This window comes from Delftia sp. 11MD (assembly GCF_050907895.1).
In the GTDB taxonomy this organism is placed as follows: Bacteria; Pseudomonadota; Gammaproteobacteria; order Burkholderiales; family Burkholderiaceae_C; genus Comamonas; species Comamonas tsuruhatensis.
On record NZ_CP194333.1, the window covers coordinates 225,151 to 238,816 of the forward strand.

At 68.6% G+C, this 13,666-nt stretch carries 14 protein-coding genes; 3 read left to right on the forward strand and 11 right to left on the reverse strand.

Annotation, left to right across the window (positions count from 1 at the left end):
• Positions 1-109: 109 nt before the first annotated feature.
• Positions 110-655, forward strand: a complete 546-nt coding sequence (locus ACRSCF_RS00980; RefSeq protein ID WP_012202143.1) for a hypothetical protein — start codon at positions 110-112, stop codon at positions 653-655.
• Between the two features lie 163 nt (positions 656-818).
• Here ACRSCF_RS00980 and ACRSCF_RS00985 read toward each other — a convergent pair whose 3' ends face one another.
• The 6 genes from ACRSCF_RS00985 to ACRSCF_RS01010 form a co-directional block, all read right to left on the reverse strand.
• A complete protein-coding gene (locus tag ACRSCF_RS00985; RefSeq protein WP_012202145.1) occupies positions 819-1,229 on the reverse strand; it encodes a Rap1a/Tai family immunity protein in 411 nt (136 codons plus the stop codon).
• 38 nt (positions 1,230-1,267) lie between these two features.
• Complete coding sequence (locus ACRSCF_RS00990) at positions 1,268-1,720, reverse strand: PaaI family thioesterase (protein ID WP_034348652.1); 453 nt, start codon at positions 1,718-1,720, stop codon at positions 1,268-1,270.
• 194 nt (positions 1,721-1,914) lie between these two features.
• On the reverse strand, positions 1,915-2,913 hold the full coding sequence (locus ACRSCF_RS00995; protein WP_155524846.1) for a tripartite tricarboxylate transporter substrate binding protein: 999 nt from the start codon (positions 2,911-2,913) through the stop codon (positions 1,915-1,917).
• A gap of 14 nt (positions 2,914-2,927) precedes the next feature.
• Complete coding sequence (locus tag ACRSCF_RS01000; RefSeq protein WP_034365633.1) at positions 2,928-4,508, reverse strand: class I adenylate-forming enzyme family protein; 1,581 nt, start codon at positions 4,506-4,508, stop codon at positions 2,928-2,930.
• Positions 4,509-4,538: 30 nt separating this feature from the next.
• Positions 4,539-5,507, reverse strand: a complete 969-nt coding sequence (locus ACRSCF_RS01005; protein ID WP_012202149.1) for a Bug family tripartite tricarboxylate transporter substrate binding protein — start codon at positions 5,505-5,507, stop codon at positions 4,539-4,541.
• A 324-nt stretch (positions 5,508-5,831) separates the two neighbouring features.
• The gene (locus ACRSCF_RS01010; protein ID WP_016450234.1) at positions 5,832-7,136 is read right to left on the reverse strand and encodes a Glu/Leu/Phe/Val family dehydrogenase; all 1,305 of its coding nucleotides are present in this window, start codon (positions 7,134-7,136) and stop codon (positions 5,832-5,834) included.
• A gap of 176 nt (positions 7,137-7,312) precedes the next feature.
• Here ACRSCF_RS01010 and ACRSCF_RS01015 point away from each other — a divergent pair, with 176 nt between their 5' ends.
• Positions 7,313-8,131: a fumarylacetoacetate hydrolase family protein gene (locus ACRSCF_RS01015; RefSeq protein ID WP_244387722.1), complete on the forward strand. Its 819-nt coding sequence runs from the start codon at positions 7,313-7,315 to the stop codon at positions 8,129-8,131.
• A gap of 24 nt (positions 8,132-8,155) precedes the next feature.
• On the opposite strand, the gene ACRSCF_RS01020 is transcribed toward ACRSCF_RS01015, so the two are convergent.
• From ACRSCF_RS01020 to ACRSCF_RS01035, 4 genes are all read right to left on the reverse strand, one after another.
• On the reverse strand, positions 8,156-9,034 hold the full coding sequence (locus ACRSCF_RS01020; protein ID WP_017404944.1) for a PPK2 family polyphosphate kinase: 879 nt from the start codon (positions 9,032-9,034) through the stop codon (positions 8,156-8,158).
• 27 nt (positions 9,035-9,061) lie between these two features.
• Positions 9,062-9,463: a hypothetical protein gene (locus ACRSCF_RS01025; protein ID WP_016452176.1), complete on the reverse strand. Its 402-nt coding sequence runs from the start codon at positions 9,461-9,463 to the stop codon at positions 9,062-9,064.
• Positions 9,464-9,468: 5 nt separating this feature from the next.
• Positions 9,469-11,115 carry a M30 family zinc metallopeptidase gene (locus ACRSCF_RS01030; protein WP_034365580.1) on the reverse strand — a complete coding sequence of 549 codons (1,647 nt, stop codon included), beginning with the start codon at positions 11,113-11,115 and terminating at the stop codon, positions 9,469-9,471.
• A gap of 68 nt (positions 11,116-11,183) precedes the next feature.
• A complete protein-coding gene (locus tag ACRSCF_RS01035; RefSeq protein WP_034365579.1) occupies positions 11,184-12,116 on the reverse strand; it encodes a LysR family transcriptional regulator in 933 nt (310 codons plus the stop codon).
• Between the two features lie 74 nt (positions 12,117-12,190).
• On the opposite strand from ACRSCF_RS01035, the gene ACRSCF_RS01040 reads away from it, so the two are divergent.
• On the forward strand, positions 12,191-12,685 hold the full coding sequence (locus tag ACRSCF_RS01040; protein ID WP_012202156.1) for a PACE efflux transporter: 495 nt from the start codon (positions 12,191-12,193) through the stop codon (positions 12,683-12,685).
• Here the strand turns inward: ACRSCF_RS01040 and ACRSCF_RS01045 are convergent.
• A complete protein-coding gene (locus ACRSCF_RS01045) occupies positions 12,658-13,650 on the reverse strand; it encodes a response regulator transcription factor (RefSeq protein WP_034365577.1) in 993 nt (330 codons plus the stop codon). The two genes, ACRSCF_RS01040 and ACRSCF_RS01045, sit on opposite strands and share 28 nt — an antisense overlap.
• Positions 13,651-13,666 lie beyond the last annotated feature (16 nt).

The following is a 13,666-nucleotide window of genomic DNA, read 5'->3' on the forward strand; positions in this document are numbered from 1 at the left end:
CTGCACTCATGCCCTGTGCTGTAATCGCCCCTCCTCAGGCGGCCCCGGTGGTGCAATGCCATGGCGGGACAGCCCGTGGTTTCTCAAACATTCAAGAGAGGGTATTACCGTGAGTGCATTGGTCATCAAGGCCTGGAAAGCCAGCGAGCAACCCATAGACGACAAGGGCAACCACATTGCCATCACAGGCCGCGAAGGCGGCCTGGTCGCCTGGATCCTGTCCAAGGTCAACATCGATCCCACCACCACCATCCGCGTGGGCAGCGAGCGCCTGGAGTTCAGCAGCGCCTCGCTGTCGGGCACCCAGTCGCGCCTGATCCCGCTGCAGGGCATCTGCTCCACCTACTACGGCTATCACAAGCCCTGGAAGACGGCGCTGGGCATCGGTGCCCTGTCGCTGTTCATGGGCGGGTCGATGATGGCCCAGAGCTTCTTTGCAGGCCTGGTGGTCATGCTGATCGGCTGGGGCATCGCCGCCGTCATCTACTTCCTGAACCGCACCCTGACGCTGGGCTTCATCGAGAACAGCGGCGCAGTCAACGGCATCCAGTTCAAGCGCTCGGTGATCGAGAACATCGACATCACCCAGGAGCAGGCCAGGCAGGTCTGCGAACTGATGCAAAAGCTGATCGAGGCCAAGGAAAAGCGGCTCTGACCGCTTGAGTGAAAAGGAAAGCGCGGCATGCGCTTTCCTTGTGCGCGCCGCGATCTGGGGGCAAGGCACGGCGGGCTATCGGGCAGCCCCTGCGCCAGTGCTGCGCCTGTCAGGCCGATGGTCAGCACCAAGCGCCGGATTTTCGGCCTCATGCGGGAGGGTTTCATTGAGGCCCAGCTTGGCAGGGAAACTGTTTGGCGAGAATGTCGGTGATGACGTGGGCAGCCCGAGTTGCGCGCTGTCTGGCATCCATGCTTCGCAAACTGCTGTGCAGCACCTCTGCCAGAGTGATGGTCTTGAGGTGCCGGTAGTCACACCAGGCCCGGCCTTCCGTGGCGTCGAGAACGCCGAGCAGGTACATCTCTGCATACCTTCTTTCCGGCACTTCCTTGCTCATGTAAGCCGAAAAGAATGCCTGCGCCGTCAGGTTGTTGTTCTCGATGATCAACCGCTGAGAGTCTGCCGTCGGGCGTGTCAACCGGGTGTCGGCGTGCGCACAGACCGATGTGCCGAGACCCCATGCCAAACAAAGCACGGAAATTGGCCGCAAGACCATGGCACGGATGCAGGTCATGGCCAAAACGCTCTGGTCAGGGACTGACACCTTGCGCCTCAGGCCTGAGCCCCGCCACGCGCCATCAGCTTGAAGGTGCCGGTGGCCAGGGCCACCAGGGTGCCGTCCTCGGAACGCACTTCGCCGCGCGCGAAGCTGATGGAGCGGCCGCGCCGCTCGCAGTGGGCGGTGGCGATGAGATCGCCGCTGCCGGCCGAGACGTAGTGCAGCGTGAGATCGATGGTGGCCACGCCGAAGGCCGTGGGGTCGTGCGAGCGGCAGGCCGAGGCCAGGGCGCAGTCCAGCAGCGAGGCGATGGCGCCGCCGTGCACGTCGCCGCGGCTGTTGGCCTGGTCCGGTTGAAAGCCCATGCGGATCTGGGCGCGGTCATCGCCGATGCGTTCACCGCTGAGCTTCATGGCGCGGGCCATGGGCATGGGCAGGCCGAAGAGGATGCCGGGCGCCTCGCCTTCGAAGGGGTTGGCCGGGTGGTCTTTGATGGGTGTATTCATGGACATGATCATCGCATTGGGCGCGGCGCTCGAGACTGGCGTGTACCGACTCCGGGGCACCGAGGAAGGGCCTACGCCGGCCGCGCCGCCCCGCACCGAGGGTGCCGCCGGTTGCCCGGATGCCCCCCTCCCGCGAAGCGAGAGAGGGCGCCGTGCACACGGGGGAAGCGGCGCAGCCGCTCAGGGGGTGACTTTCAATCCACCCGTGCACCTGTCGATTTGACGACAGTGGCCCAGCGCGTGATTTCCTTGTCGATATGCGCCTGCAGCGCCTCGGGCGTGGAGCCCACGGGCTCGTAGCCGCCGGCGGCCAGCTGGGCCTGCAGCGCGGGCTGGCGCAGGGCGGAGGCGATCTCGCGGCTCAGGCGCTGGGTGGCTTCGGCGGGCGTGCCGGCCGGCGCGATGACGGCGTACCAGCCGGTCACGTCGAAGCCTGCGATGCCCTGCTCCTGGATGGTGGCCACCTCGGGCGCCAGCGCCGAGCGCTGCGGGCTGGTGACGGCCAGCGCGTGCATGCGCCCGCTGCGGATGTGGGGCATGGAGGTGGAGATGCTGTCGAAGGTCAGGTCGATGTCGCCGGCCAGCATGGCGTTGACCACGCCCGCGCTGCCCTTGTAGGGCACATGGGTCATGCGCACGCCTGCCATGGAACCGAAGTACTCGGCCGCAAGATGCCCCGTGTTGCCGTTGCCCGCCGAGCCGAAGGTGAGCTTGCCGGGGTTGGCCTTGGCGGCCTGGATGAGTTCCTGGATGTTCCTGGCCGGCAGCTTGCTGCTGGCCGCAACCACCATGGGCAGGTTGGCCACCAAAGACACGGGCGCGAAGTCGCGGCGGGTGTCGTAGGGCAGCTTGGGATAGAGGCTGTCGTTGATGGCATGGGCGGCCAGCACCATGAGCACGGTGTAGCCATCGGGCCTGGCGCGCGCCACGTATTGCGAGGCCAGCGTGCCGCCTGCGCCGGGCTTGTACTCCAGCACCACGGGCTGGCCCAGCTGCTGCTGCAGTTGCACGGCCAGAGGGCGGCCCAGCAGGTCGGCACTGCCGCCGGGTGGATAGGGAATGACCAGCTGTATGGGCTTGGCAGGCCAGGCCTCGGCAGCATGGGCGAGATGGGTGGCCGGGGCCAGCAGGGCGCAGGTCGCCAGGGCCAGGCAGGACAGCAGGCGGCGGCGCGGGAGTGGGTGCATGGGCATGGGGGGACTCCGTTTCATGAAGAGGACAGGGCGCCGGCCTGGTACTGCTCGCGCAGCGCGCGCTTGAGCACTTTGCCGATCTCGCTGCGCGGCAGACTGGCGGCCAGCCGCAGCTCGGCCACGCGCTGGGTCTTGCCCACGCGGGCGTTGAGCCATTCGCGCAGCTCGGCGGCCGAGGGTGTGGCATCGGGGCGCGCCACGGCGTAGGCCACGGGGGTCTCGCCCCAAGCATCGGAGGGCACGCCGATCACCGCGCATTCGGCCACCTGCGGGTGCTGCAGCAGCACGGACTCGATGTCGCTCGGGTAGACGTTGAAGCCGCCCGTGATGATCATGTCCTTCTTGCGGTCACCCAGCACGATGAAGCCGTCCTCGTCCAGACGGCCCACGTCGCCGCTGCGGATGAAGCGCAGGCCCTGGGCATCGAACCATTCGGCCTCCTGCGTCTTGTCGGGCAGGCGGTGGTAGCCGCTCATCATCCCGGCCGAGCGGCCCACGATCTCGCCCTGCTCGCCGTGCGGCAGCTCGCGGCCCTGCTCATCGATGAAGCGGATGTCGGCGCCTGGTCCCGGCCTGCCCACGGTGTGCAGCTTGTCGGGGAAGTCATGGCAGTGCAGCTCGCAGCGCACGCCGCCTTCGGTCATGCCGTAGTACTCGATGAGCCGTCCGGGCCAGCGGCGCAGCACCTCGGCCTTGAGCGCGGGATGGAACGGCGCGCTGGTGCAGAACTTGTGCCGCAGGCGGCTCAGGTCGGCGCCGTCGAACCCCGGGCACTGCATCAGCCGCTGGTACTGCACGGGCACGAGCATGGTGTGGGTGGCATGGTGGCGCTCGGCCAGTTCCAGGTAGTGCGCCGCGTCGAACTTGCGCATCAGCACCAGGGTGCCGCCCAGCCCCAGGGTGGGCAGGGCCGCGACCAGGGTGGTGTTGGAGTACAGCGGCGTGGCGCACAGCGAGACGGCATCGGGCCCGTAGCCGTTGTGGATGGCGCGCTGCACATGGGCCCAGCGCATGGCCCAGGACTGGACGATGCCCTTGGGCACGCCCGTGGTGCCCGAGGAGTAGATGACGTTGAAGGGCCAGTCGGGCTGGGGGTGGATGGGCGTGGGTGCCGTGCCATGGTCCGCTTCGTCCGCAGCCAGCCATTGCGACCACGGCATGCCGGCCTCGGCAGCGCCGTCCAGGGCCACGCATTGCAGATCCTGTCCGGCCTGCAGCGGCCATTGCGCGGCGGTTTCCGCGTCGCGCAGCACCAGCCGGGCGCCGCAGTTGTCCAGCATGGCGCTCAGGTGGCCGGCCGTGGCCGACGGGGCCAGCGGCGCCACGGCCACGCCTGCGCGCAACGCGCCCAGGAAGACCAGCACGTACTCGGGCGAGCTGCCCGCGCAGATGGCCACCACGTCGCCGGGGCCCAGGCCCTGGCGTTGCAGGCGCAGGGCCACGCGGTCCATGCCCAGGCGCAGCGCGGCGTAGTCGAGGCTGCGGCCGTCCATGGCCAGGGCGGTGTGGCGGGGGCGCTGGCTGGCCTGCAGCGCGACGAGTTCGGGCAGCGAGCCAAAGGGCTGGCGCAGCAGGGCGGCGATGTCTTCTTGCATGGGAGGGGAGGCACGGACGGGAGGGGAGAACTATTCCAGCGACAGGCCTGCGGCCTTGACGATCTGGGCCCAGCTCTTGCGTTCCTGGGCGATGAAGGCGTCGTACTCGGCCGGTGTCTCGCCACCGGGCACGCCGCCCAGGTCGGCAAAGCGCTGGCGCACCTCGGCCGTCTGCATGGCGCGCCGGGCCGACTGCTGGATGCGCTCGACCACGGCATCGGGCGTGCCGGCAGGGGCCAGCAGGCCGAACCAGGCCGTGACCTGCATGGGCACGCCGGCCTCGGTCATGGTGGGCACCTCGGGCAACTGGGCCGAGCGCGTGGCGCTGGTGATGGCCAGCGCGCGGAACTTGCCGCTCCTGATGTGCGGCATGGAGCTGGGCAGGTTGTCGATCATGTAGTCCACCTGCTGGCCCAGCAGCGCCGTGACCGCAGGCGCGGCCCCGGGAAAGGGCACGAGCGTGACCTCGATGCCGGCCTTCTGGCGGAACATCTCCGAGGACATGTGCGGCGACTGGCCCACGCCCGACGTGGACACGTTCAGGCGCCGGGTCCTGGCCAGCTCCACCAGCTCGCGCACGCTGCGCACGGGCGAATCGGCATGGACCACGAGGATGTTGGGCACGGAGATCACATTGGTGATGCCGCGCAGGTCGCTTTCCTTGTAGCTGAGCTGCTTGTACAGGCTGAAATTGATGGCCACCGGGCCGATGTTGCCCATGAGCAGCGTGTAGCCATCGGGCCTGGCGCGCGCCACCTGGGCCGTGCCGATGCTGCCGCCGCCACCGCCCTTGTTCTCCACCACCACCGAGGTGCCCAGGTCCTTGCCCATCTTCTCGGCCAGCACGCGCGCGGCAATGTCCGTGGTGCCGCCAGCGGCGGCCGGCACCACGATGGTGATGGGGCGTTCAGGCCAGGCCGCCGCCAGCGCGGCGGCAGGAGCCAGGGAGAAAAAAGGCAAAGCGGCCAGCAGGGCCAGCAGGCTGCGGCGGACGGTCATGGGCAGTCTCCAGTTCACTGCCCGCAACGATAGAAAACCCTGGGCCACAGGGCACCAGGGTTTGACTGGAGATCCGCTTCGCCATTCGGAAACCCGCGCTTAGGCCTACTGGAACGGGTGCTAACCCCTTGCCAGCACCAGAAAAGAGCCCAAGAAAAAAGGCGCCGAAGCGCCTTTCATTGACCGTGTGGTGCACAGCGCCAAAAACTGGCGCGGCCCAAGTCAGGGACACCGAGCAAGGGCCGCCCCGCCGCGAGGGTGTCGTCCCCCTCCCTTGCGAAGCAAGCAGAGAGGGGGAAGGCGCGTCCGCACCTCAGGGGGTGATCAGGGATACAGTCCCCGCATTTCGCGGGCATGCAGGATGCGCTGGCAGGCCACGATGAAGGTGGCGGTGCGCAGCGTCACGCCGTGCTGCTGGGCCACCTGCCAGATGGCCGCGAAGGCGTCCTGCATGATGCGCACCAGGCGGGCGTTGATCTCGTCCTCGCTCCAGAAGAAGCTGGAGAAGTCCTGCACCCATTCGAAGTAGCTCACCGTCACGCCGCCGGCATTGGCCAGCACGTCGGGCAGCACCAGCACGCCCTTTTCGGTCAGGATGTCGTCGGCCTCGGTGGTGGTGGGGCCGTTGGCACCCTCGATCACCATCTTGGCCTTGATCTTGCCGGCGTTGTCCTTGGTGATCTGACCTTCCAGTGCGGCGGGGATCAGGATGTCGCAGTCCACGCCCCAGAAATCGGCAGCGTCCATGGCCTCGGCGCCGTCAAAGCCGCCCACGCCGCCCTTGGCGGCCACGTGGGCCAGCAGGGCCGTCACATCCAGGCCGTTGGCGTTGCGGATGGTGCCGGTGTGGTCCTGCACGGCCACGACCTTGGCGCCCGCGTCGGCGAACAGCTTGCCGGCCGTGCCGCCCACGTTGCCGAAGCCCTGCACGGCAATGCGCGCGCCCTGGACCGACAGGCCGGTCAGCTTGGCCGCTTCCACGCCCACGGTGAACACGCCGCGGCCGGTGGCCTCGACGCGGCCCAGCGAGCCGCCCAGGTCCACGGGCTTGCCCGTGACCACGCCGGTGGCGGTGGCGCCGGTGTTCATGGAGTAGGTGTCCATCATCCAGGACATGATCTGGCCGTTCGTGTTGACGTCAGGCGCTGGAATGTCCTTGGAGGGGCCGATCAGCAGGCCGATCTCGCTGGTGTAGCGGCGCGTCAGGCGCTCCAGCTCACCGCGCGACAGCGTCTTGGGATCGACACGGATGCCGCCCTTGGCGCCGCCGTAGGGCACGTTGACGGCCGCGTTCTTGACCGACATCCAGGCCGACAGGGCCATGACTTCGGACAGGGTCACGTCCTGGTGGAAGCGCACGCCGCCCTTGCCGGGGCCGCGGCTCAGGTTGTGCTGCACGCGGTAGCCTTCGTAGTGGGCGATGGTGCCGTTGTCCAGCTCGATCGGCACATCGACGATCAGGATGCGCTTGGGGCGCTTGAGGGTTTCGACCCAGCGGGCGAGATGGCCCAGGTAGGGGGTGACGCGATCGACCTGCTGCAGGTAATTGCCCCAGGGGCCGAGGTGATCGGCCTGCAGGTAGGAAGGGATGGCGTGGTTGGTAACGCCGGCCGAAGCGGGTTGCTGCATGGTGGTTCCACACAAGAGTTGTCTGAGGGTTTTGAGCTTATTCCCGGGGCTATGCGCTGTCCAACGCCTTATGCGCGAGAGCCTTATGCATTTAATGCATAACCATGGGATCGCCTTGTCCAGCGGACAATCGGGGCCGCTTGCGACCCTCCGATGCACTCCAAGAAAGCCGCTCCATGACGAACACGCCCCGCACTCCCACATCCTTGGCCCATGCGCTGCTCCAGGCGCGCCACAGCGGCGAATTGCTGGATGCCGACGACTGGGCCGACGTGGTGCGCGCGCCCGCAGATGCGCAGGCCGTGCAGGCCGCCCTGGCGCCCGCCCTGGGCTGGCGCGTGGCCGGCAGCCAGCAGGGACCGGGCCGCGTTCCGGGCTATTGGAAGTCTGGCGCGCCGCGCCGCGATGCCCCGCTGACCCATGCGCCGCTGCCCGAAGAAGGCGTCTGGGCCAGTCCTTCGGTGGCCGGTGGCGCGCCGCTGCACCTGCGCGGCATCGAAGCCGAGATCGCCCTGCGCCTGGGCCGCGAGGTGACGGCCGAGATGGCTTCCGCGCTGCAGCCCGGCGATGGGCTGGAGCTGATCGACGGCATCACCGCCGCCATCGAGGTGGTGGATACGCGCTGGCGCCAGCACCTGAAGGCGCCGCCGCTGCTGCTGGCCGCCGACGGCCTGTGCCATGGCGCCCTGGTGCTGGGGCCGTGGCAGGACGCTTCGCGGCTGCTGCCGCGCGAGTCGCCGCGGGACTGGTCTGCCCAGGTCTGCCGGCTGCGCGTGGGTGCGGCGCCGCTGCAGGCGTTCACCGGAACGCATCCGCTGGGCGATCCGCTGTGGCTGCTGGCCGGCTGGCTGCAGGAGCTGGTGCGCCGCTATGGCAGCGTGCCCGCAGGCACGGTGGTGACCACGGGCACGTGGAATGGCCTGGCCTTTGCCCAGGCCGGCGACCTGGTGGTGGCCGAGCTGGACGGCATCGCCGAAGCCCGCCTGCAGCTGTGAACCTTCAGGCAGGCCATCGAGTGATCAGGTGATCTTGTAGTCCTTGAGGGCCGGATCGCCGGGCGGAAAGCGCAGTTCCAGGTTGCGCAGCACCTCGCGCAGCAAGGTGGCGATCATGAGGTTGCGGTGCGTCTTGGAGTCGGCCGGCACGATGGTCCAGGGCGCCCAGGGCGTATGCGTGGCGCCCAGCAGCTGGCCGTAGGCCTGCTGGTAGTCCTTCCACTGCGTGCGCACCTTCATGTCGTTCTCGTCGAACTTCCAGTGCTTGGCCGGGTCGTCCAGGCGCTCCTGCAGGCGCATGCGCTGTTCGTCGGCGCTGATGTGCAGCAGGAACTTGACGACCACGGTGCCCGTCTCGCTGAGCATGCGCTCGAAGTCGTTGATGTGGGCAAAGCGCTGGCGCTGCTGCTCGGGTGTGATCCAGCCGTTGACCACGGGCACCAGCACGTCCTCGTAATGGCTGCGGTTGAAGACCGTGATTTCGCCAGCGGCAGGCACCTGCTGGTGGATGCGCCACAGGTAGTCATGGGCGCGCTCGGCCTCGGTGGGGGCCTTCCAGCCCACGGCGTGCACGCCCAGCGCACTCATGCGGCCGAAGACGCCACGGATGGTGCCGTCCTTGCCCGCCGTGTCCGTGCCCTGCAGCACGACCAGCAGCTTGTAGCGGCGGTCGGCGTACAGCAGGTTCTGCAGCGCATCCAGCTCCTCGGCCAGGGCCTCGACGGCGACCTTGTCCTCGGCCTTGCCGTTGCCATTGGAAAAGGGCTTGGCGCCCGGGTCGAAGTCGGCCAGGGCAATGGGTTTGTCCTTGTCCTTGTCGGACCTGGCGGAGCGCGGCTGCCACTGTTCCCAGAGCTTTTGCACGGCCGCATCGCGGCTGGAGAAAGGGTTGGAGGCGTCCATGGATAGAGCGGTGGGTGAGGTGGAATGTCAGGGCCGGGCGCGAATGGATTGCACCTGCAGTTGCGGCTGCGCCATCGAAGGCGCGGCGCCAGCGGCGGGCCTGGGGCCGGGCTGGCCCCGGACCTCCACGTTCTGCCGCTGCCACTGCGTGATCTGCTCGGCGCTCAGGCCCTGGAGCTGCCAGGTCTCGCCGGAGGTGGTCTGCAGAACGGGCTGCTCATGGGGCGCATTGCCGCGCAGCACCAGACGGCCTTGCAGGGTCAGGGGCTGGCTTGGTTCAGCCGCCGCACCCGAGGCCGGCGCAGCCGCGCTGGCGGCGGGCGAAGCCGGGGCCGAGCAGGCGCTCAGCAGGGCCAGGCCGCTGGCCAGCAGCAGCGGCAGACTGCGGCGCAGGCCGCGGGCGGAAGCAGTCGGGTGTGCGTGGTTCATGGCGTTCAGCGTACGACGGCTGTCAGCGTGCTGCCTGCCGGAACACGCAGCTGTTCCTGGTAGGTGCCTTGCGCATCAGGCTGACGCAGGAAGGGGAAATGGCCGCGCGCATTGAGGTTCACCGGTACCGTGGTGGGCAGGACCCGGGAAGACGCCAGGCTGCTGCCGTTGATCGCGGCCAGGGTGAAGCCCTGCTCCGTGCGCGCGGGCCAGCCATAGCCGCTGGGCACATCGCCGGGCAGCAGTGCGATGTTGGCGCCCCAGCGCTGGATGGCGACCGGCAGCGTGGGGCCGCCCGCTTGCTGTATGGCATTGCCCAGGACCTGCAGCGAATCGGTGGACGTGGTGTTGCTCAGCAGCTGCTTGTAGAAGCCCACGCCGTACTGGCGCACCAGATAGGCGCCCAGGCTGCCGTTGACGTCGTAGCCGAAGCAGGGCGCGGCGGTGTCGGCGCTCCAGGCGGCCGGATCGCAGTTGAAGCCCGAGCGGGACAGCCAGGAGGGGACACGTCCGCTGGCGATGGAGTTGAAGCCCGGCGTGACGCGCTGGGCCACGATGTCTTCGCCCATCATGGCGCTCATTTCCTCCAGGAAGGTGTCGAACGCGTAGTCGGTTCCGGGCTTGGACAGCTGGACGCTGCGGCGGTAGAAGTTCGTCATGTGGACGAACTCATGGGACAGCGTGCTGATCTGGTTGGTCATGCCGGCGGCAGGGTCCAGGTACAGCGTCTCCGTGTCCATATAGAAGGACAGCGATTGGTTGCTGTACTTGACATCGGGATCTGCAGGGTCCGCCTTGAAGTTGTTCAGCGACCAGAAATAGCCCAGCAGCCCGTACGGAGTGCGGTCCGGCACGAAATTCACGAACACGATGTCCAGGGGCTGGTCGGGGTCGATGAGGTTGCTGTAGGAGTGTGCTCCCCAGGGTTCGCCAGACAGTCCGGTGATCAGGGGGTAGACCGCGTCGGAGCCGCTGGTGAATCGCTGGACCAGCGTGTCGAGCATGGCATCGCTGACCTTGGCCGCGTCGTACTCGCTGTCTTCCAGCCAGACGTTGATGGTGCGGGTGCCGGTGGGCGTGGGCACGCTGGCCTGGCGCCTGAGCGTGGCTTGGCGGGTCTCGATCTTCGAGCTGCCGGTTTCCACGAACCAGCTGCGCTGGCTGCCCACGGGCAGGATGGCCGCTGCCTGCGGCTTGATGGATTGCCGCGCCTGCGTGTCCGCTGCCGTCAGGCGGGGCTTGAAGTTGCGGATGCGCTCGGGAATCTGGTTGCCCGTTGCGGGTGCGGCGCTGAGGCTTTTCTGGGCCGTGGCGGTGGTCGCCGCGGGCGGTGTCAGCGTCAGGGCGGGCATGGGCACGCTGGCGTCGCCGTTGTTGGTGTAGATCAGCGTGACCTGCTTGCTGCCCAGGTTGGTCAGCGCCACAGGAATCTGCTGCTCGGCCTGCGTGGTGTTGGTGTAGCTCCAGACGCCCACGCCCTGGCCCGAATAGGTGGTGGCATTGGCCGCGCCGCAGGCCGTGCCCGAGCAGGCGGCCGTCAACTGGGAAGACGGGCCGGACGGCCCGCCGCCTCCACCGCCGCCGCAACCGGCCAGGACGGCGCCCAAAGCCAGTGCGATGGCGGTTTTGCTGTGCTGATGATCAAAGAACATGTTTTCCCTTCCTCTTGTGTGACCGGCTGCTGGAGATGTGGATTCTTGATCCGATATGGCGTGAGATGCTACCCGATGCGATCCGCATCGCTGTCCGGCAACGGCCGCACCGGCACCTGCAGCTGCTCCACGAACCGCCGCGCCGCCAGCCCCAGCGGGCGCTCCTTGGACCACACCCAGTCCACGAACAGCTGGGTGCCGTTGCTGATGTTGCACAGCGGAATGCGCAGCAGCGCGCCCGTTTGCAGCAGGGGCTCGGCGACGCTGAAGGGCAGCCACCCCCAGCCCAGGCCGGCCGAGACCAGGGACAGGGCTGCCAGGTGGCTGTCCGTGCGCCACAGCTGGTGCGAGAACACGAAGCGCGGATCGGTGTGGGCCAGGTCGCGGCTGGCCAGCAGGATCTGGCGCGCGCCGGCCAGCTGGCCCACGTCCAGGCGCTGCTGACCGTCCACGCCCAGTTGCCGGGCCAGCGGGTGCCTGGCCGCCATCACGGCGACCATGGTTTCCTGGCCCATCTCCTGGAAATCCTCGCGGCCGTCGATGGCCGGGCGCTCGAAGACCAGGGCCAGATGCGCGCGGCCCGAATGCAGTTCCTTGAGCGCATCGACCTGGGCGGCCACCAGCACCTCCACCTCCAGCCCCGGGAATTCCTCGACCAGCGGCTGCAGCGGCGCGGCCCAGGCCGTGGACAGCAGCTCGGGCGCGATCACCAGGGTCAGCCGCTCCTCCAGTCCCTGGTGCAGGGCCAGCGCCTGGTGGTTGAGCTGCTGCAGCTGGGCGGCCAGCAGCCGGGCCTGGGGCTCCAGTGCGCGCGCCGCCGCCGTGGGCCGGGGCTCGCGGCCGCTGCGGTCGAACAGCTGCAGGTCCAGCTCCGCCTCCAGCTGGGCGATGGCCATGCTCACGGCCGAGGGAACGCGGCCCAGCCGGCGCGCGGCAGCGGAAAACGAGCCGTGGTCCAGCACGGCAAGGAACAGCGGCACCTGGTCGGCGGGGAAGGACATGGCGGGGACCTGTCAGTTTTATTGAAAGAATCTGACTTTAACGTTCAATTCCGGACAAATAAACTGCGCCCCCTATGACCTTGCAGACACACAAAAAGGGCCTCCAGGGGCCCAAGCGCAAAGTGGTCTTCGTGACCCTGTATGAACTGATCGCCATCGCGGCCTCCAGCCTGCTGTTCATGGCCATCGGCCAGAGCGCCGGGCATTCTGGCGGCATGGCGATTGCCGCTTCCACGCTGGCCATCGTCTGGAACCTGACCTTCAACCACCTGTTCGAGCAATGGGAGGCGCGCCAGAGCGTCAAGGGCCGCTCGGTGATGCGCCGCGTGGTGCACGCCCTGGGCTTCGAGGGCGGGCTGGCCATGGTGCTGATCCCGCTGATGGCCTGGTGGTTCGGCGTCACGCTGTGGGAGGCCACGGTGATGGAGGCCGGCCTGCTGGTCTTCTTCCTGGTCTACACCTATGTCTTCAACTGGTGCTTCGACCATGTGTTCGGCCTGCCGGCCTCGGCCTCGGCATCCGCTGCGGTGGCCCCGCGTGCTCAGGGCGAGCCGGCCTGCAGCAACTGACCGGCCACGGCGGCGGCGGCCGTGCGGGTCTCCACGCCGAGTTTCTCGAAGATGTGCTCCAGGTGCTTGTTCACCGTGCGCGGGCTCATGCCCAGGATGTCGGCGATGTCGCGGTTGGTCTTGCCCTTGCTCAGCCATGACAGCACCTCGGTCTCGCGCGGGGTGAGCGCCACCTGCTGCAGCCGGCGCGCGGCCGGCGTCTGCGGCGCCTCGTGGCTGAGCAGCACCATCGACTCCCCCAGGCCGCTGGCGCCCATGTGGCGCGCCAGCAGCTGGCGGCCATCGGCCAGGGCCAGCGCCAGATCCTGGGGGGCGGGCTGGCCCTCCTGATCCGCCTGGCCGGGCTGATCCGCTTTGCCGTGCTGATCCGGCTGGCGGGCGCCGGCCAGCCAGTCCCCGGCCGCCTCCAGCGGGAAGGGCTGGTCCGCAAAGGCCTCCTCCAGCCAGCGCGATGCCTGGGGCGAGCGCCAGGCCACGCGGCCCTGGCCGTCGAGCACCACCACGCCCAGCCCCGCCACGTCCACGGCCTCCTGCGCCTGGCGCGTGGCGCGGGCGTTGCGCACATGGGTGGCCAGGCGCACCAGCACCTCGGGGATGCGCAGCGGCTTGACCACGTAGTCCACGCCACCGCTGGCAAAGCCGCGGATGATCTGGTCCGTGTCCGACAGGCCGGTCATGAACACCACGGGCACATGGGCCCAGGCCGGCGTGGCCTTGAGCGTGCGGCACAGCGTGAAGCCGTCCATGCCGGGCATGACGGCGTCCAGCAGCACGCCGTCGGGCACGGTGAGGGCGAAGCGCTGCAGGGCCTCGTCGGCGTCGCGGGCGGCGAGCACCACGTAGCCTTCGGCGGCCAGCGCGTCGCACAGCATGCGCAGGCTGTCCAGCGCGTCGTCCACCACGAGGATGACGTGGGCGTTGTGAGGGGGGTGGCTGGGGTGTCTGCTGCTGTCGGCGGTCGTCATCTGTGGCCTTTGCGGG

What these genes read in the sequence shown, in the direction of transcription:
- ACRSCF_RS00985 (WP_012202145.1), bottom strand. Translation starts at nt 1,229, where the DNA reads ATGACCTGCATCCGTGCCATGGTCTTGCGGCCAATTTCCGTGCTTTGT.
- ACRSCF_RS00990 (WP_034348652.1), bottom strand. Translation starts at nt 1,720, where the DNA reads ATGAATACACCCATCAAAGACCACCCGGCCAACCCCTTCGAAGGCGAG.
- ACRSCF_RS00995 (WP_155524846.1), bottom strand. Translation starts at nt 2,913, where the DNA reads ATGCCCATGCACCCACTCCCGCGCCGCCGCCTGCTGTCCTGCCTGGCC.
- ACRSCF_RS01000 (WP_034365633.1), bottom strand. Translation starts at nt 4,508, where the DNA reads ATGCAAGAAGACATCGCCGCCCTGCTGCGCCAGCCCTTTGGCTCGCTG.
- ACRSCF_RS01005 (WP_012202149.1), bottom strand. Translation starts at nt 5,507, where the DNA reads ATGACCGTCCGCCGCAGCCTGCTGGCCCTGCTGGCCGCTTTGCCTTTT.
- ACRSCF_RS01010 (WP_016450234.1), bottom strand. Translation starts at nt 7,136, where the DNA reads ATGCAGCAACCCGCTTCGGCCGGCGTTACCAACCACGCCATCCCTTCC.
- ACRSCF_RS01015 (WP_244387722.1), top strand. Translation starts at nt 7,313, where the DNA reads ATGACGAACACGCCCCGCACTCCCACATCCTTGGCCCATGCGCTGCTC.
- ACRSCF_RS01020 (WP_017404944.1), bottom strand. Translation starts at nt 9,034, where the DNA reads ATGGACGCCTCCAACCCTTTCTCCAGCCGCGATGCGGCCGTGCAAAAG.
- ACRSCF_RS01025 (WP_016452176.1), bottom strand. Translation starts at nt 9,463, where the DNA reads ATGAACCACGCACACCCGACTGCTTCCGCCCGCGGCCTGCGCCGCAGT.
- ACRSCF_RS01030 (WP_034365580.1), bottom strand. Translation starts at nt 11,115, where the DNA reads ATGTTCTTTGATCATCAGCACAGCAAAACCGCCATCGCACTGGCTTTG.
- ACRSCF_RS01035 (WP_034365579.1), bottom strand. Translation starts at nt 12,116, where the DNA reads ATGTCCTTCCCCGCCGACCAGGTGCCGCTGTTCCTTGCCGTGCTGGAC.
- ACRSCF_RS01040 (WP_012202156.1), top strand. Translation starts at nt 12,191, where the DNA reads ATGACCTTGCAGACACACAAAAAGGGCCTCCAGGGGCCCAAGCGCAAA.
- ACRSCF_RS01045 (WP_034365577.1), bottom strand. Translation starts at nt 13,650, where the DNA reads ATGACGACCGCCGACAGCAGCAGACACCCCAGCCACCCCCCTCACAAC.